Here is a 4,945-nt window from a genome sequence, read left to right on the forward strand (position 1 = left end):
ACCTGCAGACGCCTTCATCAGCATGACAGATTACAAATATGTTGTAATGAGAGTAGCCATGCAGAGAGATGGTATTCCTGTAAACTGTACAAGTTTTGACAATGGAGAGGTTGAAGACTACACGGTAAGAATATCTAAACAGGTTATTCCTAACCCGACTGACCAGAGTGGTATCCTTATTTACCCTAACCCTGTACGATCTGTATTGAATATTAAAAATATCAGTGCAAGAGCTAATTATAAACTCTATAATTCAGTAGGACAACTTATATCAAGCGGAATTATTTTAAATAACAAAATTGATGTAAGCAAGCTGATTCAGGGAGTATATATGATAGACATTGAAGATGGTCAGGTATCAGCTCAAAAGAAATTTATTAAAGAATAAATTGATTATTTTAAAATAGAATAAGCTCTCAGAAATGAGAGCTTATTTTTTTGAATAAAAAACCTACCAGGAATCCCGGTAGGTTGTATATATGTTATTCTATTTTAAAAACCGTTTGTTCGGTCTGTTCTTTTAAATCTTCAAGATTAGTATTATTGTAGATAATATAATCGGCAAGTTTTACTTTATCCTTTTCAGACATTTGTCGCTCCATTACAGACTCTACTTCACGATAAGTCTTCTGATCCCTGTCCATAACCCTTTTGATTCTTATATTATCTTCAGCCGTAACAAGAAGAGATTTGTGACATTGTAAATTGAGTTTAAGCTCAAACAATAAAGCTGTTTCTTTAAAAACCAGATATTTTGATTGTCTTTTTACCCAGTCTTCAAAATCAATGCGGACAGCCGGATGGATAATCTCGTTGAGCTGCTGCAGAAGATCATTATTCTTGAATACTTTCTTTGCAACATACTTTCGGTCGTAGATTCCATTGGTATCATAAGAATCATCCCCTAAAAGTTCTTTAATTTTTGCCTTTAGCCCTTCGTTTTCATTGACGATAGTTTTGGCTCTGTCGTCAGAATAATAAACCGGGAATCCCAATTCTTCAATAAAGTGAGCGACTGTTGTTTTACCTGATCCTATTCCTCCCGTTAATCCGATAATCTTCGGTTCGGGGTCAGGCTTAGCGGTTTCTGAGTGTAATTCTTCCATAATTTAATATCCGAAAACTTCATTAAAACTATATGTCTGGTCAAGTCGGACACCTCTTTCAGTCATTTTTAAACTTGCCAGTTCATGATGTGCATCATGCTCAAAAAATAATAGATAATCATTATCTACACATTGTTTTAAGAATTTTCCTTTTTCTTCTAATGTTAAAAGAGGTCTTGTGTCGTATCCCATTACATATACCTGAGGAATATGCCCTACTGTAGGGATAAGGTCTGCTGCGAATACAATTGTTTTTTCCTGATATTGGATGACTGGCAGCATTTGTTTTTCTGTATGTCCGTCTACAAAGATAACATCCATTTTAAGATCTGGAGCAAAACCATAATTTCCTGTTGTAGGAAGAGGTAAAAAATTTAGCTGTCCACTTTCCTGAATGGGAATGATATTTTCTTTCAGAAAACTTGCTTTCTCTCTTGGGTTAGGTTCTGTTGCCCATTCCCAATGATTTTCATTTGTCCAGAACTGAGCGTTTTTAAATGCAGGACGGTAGCCTGTTTTATCATCATTCCATTCAATAGCTCCTCCGCAGTGATCAAAATGCAAATGGGTGAGAAAAACATCTGTAATATCCTCTCTTACAAATCCATATTTTTGGAGGTTTTTGTCTAAATTGTCGTCTCCCCATAAAGAATAATGTCCAAAGAACTTTTCATCTTGCTTATTCCCCAGTCCACAGTCTACGAGCACTAATTTTTTTCCATCTTCTATGAGTAAAGAGCGTGTTCCCAGTTCTATCAGATTTTTTTCATCTGCCGGGTTTGTCTTTTCCCATAGGCTTTTGGGGACGACTCCAAACATGGCACCTCCGTCCAATTTAAATTTCCCGCATTGTATAGGATATAATTTCATATAATAAGTATGTTATAATGTTTTATTTTTTATCAGTTTCATTTTTTTTGCGATCTTTTTCCCTTGATCATCTGTCTTTTCAAGCTGAGAGATAATATTTTCAAAATCTGTTTCCTTTCTGTTTTGGGAAAGTTTCTGCTTAATATAGATTTCAGTTGGAATGATTTTCATTCCAAAAGCCCCTTTCATTTCTTTTTCTACAAATTCCTTTCCCATATTTTTAACGTACATGGGGCATTGTTGAAACTTCTCATATTTATAAGTTAATTTCTCCAGATGATTATAAAGCTCATCGGAATTCATGATTTGTATTTCACCGTAAATTTGTACTGCTTCATAATTCCATGTAGAGACATTTACCTGCTCGTACCAGCTACTGGAAATATAGGAATGAGAGCCAAGAAAATCACAAAGAACTTTATTACCGTTCTTTAGAGTCTTTGCTTGGGGGTTCGCTCTGGAAATATGAGTTTCCAGATAAATTTGATCAGGATTATCTTCATTCAGCATCATTAAAGAATGAGTTGCTCTTAATTTATCCTCGGAAGAGATTAATAAAGCAAAAGCATTTTCCCTGATGATTTCTTTCATTAAATTATAATCGTTGCTTTGAAATAACTTAGGTGTAAACATAGGTAAATGGATATGGAATATAGATTAAAATAATTCTCCCGGATTCTTAGGTTTAGTAATGTTCAGATGTTGGTAAGCTTTTTCTGTAACTTCTCTTCCTCTGGGTGTACGGATGATAAAACCTTCCTGAATTAAAAAAGGTTCGTAAACTTCTTCAAGAGTTTCCGGATTTTCTCCGATAGAAGTAGCCAGTGCAGAAATTCCTACTGGTTTTCCTCTGAAGTTTTCAATCATAACGCGCATGATCTTATTATCCATTTCATCAAGACCAAATTCGTCCACATTTAAAGAGTTCAATGCATATTTTGTAATGTTGATTTCGATTTCGCCATTTCCTTTGATTTCAGCAAAATCCCTAACTCTTCTCAGAAGGGCGTTAGCAATTCTGGGAGTTCCACGACTCCTCCGGGCGATTTCAATGGCAGCATCTTCATAAATTTTTACTCCCAATACACGTGAGCTCCTTTCAATGATCATTGCTAAAAGTTCGATAGTGTAATATTCCAGTCTGCTTTGAATACCGAATCTGGCCAGCATAGGCTTAGTAAGCATTCCGCTTCTTGTAGTAGCTCCCACTAAAGTAAAAGGATTCAGCCCGATTTGTACGCTTCTTGCATTAGGCCCTGTTTCAAGCATGATGTCAATTTTGTAATCCTCCATGGCAGAATATAAATACTCTTCCACTATAGGAGAAAGACGATGGATTTCATCAATAAAAAGAACATCATTTTCTTCAAGATTGGTTAGTAATCCGGCTAAACTTCCAGGTTTATCCAATACTGGCCCTGAAGTTATTTTACAGTTTACCCCTAATTCATTAGCTATAATATGAGCCAGAGTCGTTTTTCCTAAACCGGGAGGACCATGAAGAAGAACATGATCAAGAGCACCACCACGGTTTTTGGCTGCGGCAACGAAAACCTCAAGGTTTTCCAGCGTTTTTCTCTGTCCCGCAAAATCTCTAAAGCTCTGGGGGCGAATTTGTTCCTCCTGCATGAGCTCTTCACGGGAATAGTTCTCTTTATCCGGATGTAAAAAATCAGGCATTAATTCATTTCGTTTACCTCAAAGATAGGATTTTTGAAGTTAATTCTGAAATTGTATTTGTAAATTAGCAAACATGAAATTAATAGGACCATTCAAACAAATTATAACACTTTCTAATCTTTCTTTAAGAGGTAAACTGTCTGATGATCAACTGGAAATCATTCCCGAAGGGGGAATTGTAGTGGATCAGGATAAAATTAAGGCAGTCGGGAATTTTGCAAATCTTAGATCGGAATTTGAAAATATTGAGATCGAAAAAACCAATGGAGAGCAAATTCTTCTTCCTGCTTTTGTAGACTCTCATACCCATATTTGTTTTGGTGGGAACAGAGCCAATGATTTTGCCATGAGGAATGCTGGAAAGACTTATCTCGAAATTGCTGAAAGCGGTGGTGGAATATGGAGTTCAGTACAGCATACAAGGAGTGCTTCAGAAGAAGAGCTTTTAGATACATTACTCAAGAGAATTAATTTCCTGATTCATTTAGGAATCACTACTATAGAAATAAAAAGCGGTTACGGGTTGGATGTGGATAATGAGCTGAAAATGTTGAGGATCATTAAAAAGGCACAAGGTCTGACTCCGGCAACGCTGGTTCCTACATGTCTTGCTGCCCATTTGAAGCCCAGAGATTTTGAAGGTGATAACCAGAAATATCTGGAATATATCATTCAACAGATTTTACCTAAAGTAAAAGAAGAGCATCTGGCGAATCGTGTAGACATTTTTATTGAAAAATCTGCTTTCCAGCCGGAAGAAAGTAAAGCATTTCTGAATACAGCTAAAGACTTAGGTTTTAAAATTACCGTGCATGCAGATCAGTTTACGCCGGGAAGTTCAAGAATAGCTGTAGAGGTGGGAGCGCAATCGGCTGACCATTTGGAAGCTACAGCGGATGAAGATATTCGATATTTAGCACAATCACATACGGTGGCAACAGCTCTTCCAGGAGCGAGTTTAGGTTTGGGTGAGAAATTTACTCCTGCAAGAAACCTTTTAGATGCAGGTGCTATATTAGCGATTGCCAGTGACTGGAATCCAGGGTCGGCACCTATGGGAAATCTTATTACACAGGCATCTATTCTGGCAACTTATGAAAAACTGACTACAGCAGAAGTGCTGGCAGGAATTACTTTCAGAGCTGCATTTGCATTAGGCTTTAATGACAGGGGAAAATTAGAAGAAGGAATGAAAGCTGATTTTATAACATTTACAACCAATAATTTTCAAAATATCCTTTATAATCAAGGAAGTCTAAACACACACACAATTTATATCAATGGAAAAA

The 4,945-nt window shown here is 36.5% G+C and carries 6 protein-coding genes; 2 read left to right on the forward strand and 4 right to left on the reverse strand.

Annotated features, from left to right (window positions below):
- Window positions 1-388 (forward strand): T9SS type A sorting domain-containing protein (locus tag Q0A18_RS10060; RefSeq protein ID WP_292010015.1); only part of this gene is annotated, 388 nt, incomplete at its 5' end.
- A gap of 94 nt (window positions 389-482) precedes the next feature.
- On the opposite strand, the gene coaE is transcribed toward Q0A18_RS10060, so the two are convergent.
- From coaE to ruvB, 4 genes are read right to left on the reverse strand one after another with little or no spacing between them, the layout of a single operon-like run.
- Window positions 483-1,106 (reverse strand): dephospho-CoA kinase, encoded by a 624-nt coding sequence (gene coaE, locus Q0A18_RS10065; protein ID WP_292010016.1) that lies wholly within the window; start codon window positions 1,104-1,106, stop codon window positions 483-485.
- Between the two features lie 3 nt (window positions 1,107-1,109).
- Window positions 1,110-1,976: an MBL fold metallo-hydrolase gene (locus tag Q0A18_RS10070; RefSeq protein WP_292010017.1), complete on the reverse strand. Its 867-nt coding sequence runs from the start codon at window positions 1,974-1,976 to the stop codon at window positions 1,110-1,112.
- A 12-nt stretch (window positions 1,977-1,988) separates the two neighbouring features.
- Window positions 1,989-2,609 (reverse strand): FMN-binding negative transcriptional regulator, encoded by a 621-nt coding sequence (locus Q0A18_RS10075; protein WP_292010018.1) that lies wholly within the window; start codon window positions 2,607-2,609, stop codon window positions 1,989-1,991.
- A gap of 24 nt (window positions 2,610-2,633) precedes the next feature.
- On the reverse strand, window positions 2,634-3,656 hold the full coding sequence (gene ruvB, locus Q0A18_RS10080) for a Holliday junction branch migration DNA helicase RuvB (RefSeq protein ID WP_292010019.1): 1,023 nt from the start codon (window positions 3,654-3,656) through the stop codon (window positions 2,634-2,636).
- Between the two features lie 73 nt (window positions 3,657-3,729).
- Between ruvB and hutI the strand changes: the two genes are divergently transcribed.
- On the forward strand, window positions 3,730-4,945 hold a 1,216-nt coding region (hutI, locus tag Q0A18_RS10085; protein ID WP_292010020.1), incomplete at its 3' end, for an imidazolonepropionase.

It is taken from the genome of Chryseobacterium sp., from assembly GCF_022712095.1.
Taxonomy (GTDB): domain Bacteria; phylum Bacteroidota; class Bacteroidia; order Flavobacteriales; family Weeksellaceae; genus Chryseobacterium.